We start from the raw sequence: 262 nt of genomic DNA on the forward strand, positions 1-262 counted from the left end.
GGTTGTTGAATCACAGCTCCGGCTGCTTTAGCGCCAAGTTGAACTGCTGCCGCAATTGACTTACCTGAAAGTCGAGCGCCTAAATAAACACCATTAAAGGCATCGCCCGCTGACGTTGTATCTACCACCGTCTTGACAGGTATTATTGTGTGGCTTTGAAGTGTGTTGTTTTGTTGTGTAATAACAGATTCTGGACCATTTTTAACCACAATCTCATTAATTCGATATGGCTTTAAGTACTCTATTACCGCCTCAACGCTGT

General features: G+C 43.5%; 1 protein-coding gene. It reads right to left on the reverse strand.

The genetic code is table 11. The annotated features are described in order from the left end of the window. A partial coding sequence (locus R2R70_RS21055; RefSeq protein WP_410979059.1) for a carbohydrate kinase family protein occupies nt 1-262 on the reverse strand: 262 nt, incomplete at both ends.

The sequence above is a fragment of the Cobetia sp. SIMBA_158 genome, from assembly GCF_046566945.1.
Lineage (GTDB): Bacteria > Pseudomonadota > Gammaproteobacteria > Pseudomonadales > Halomonadaceae > Cobetia > Cobetia amphilecti.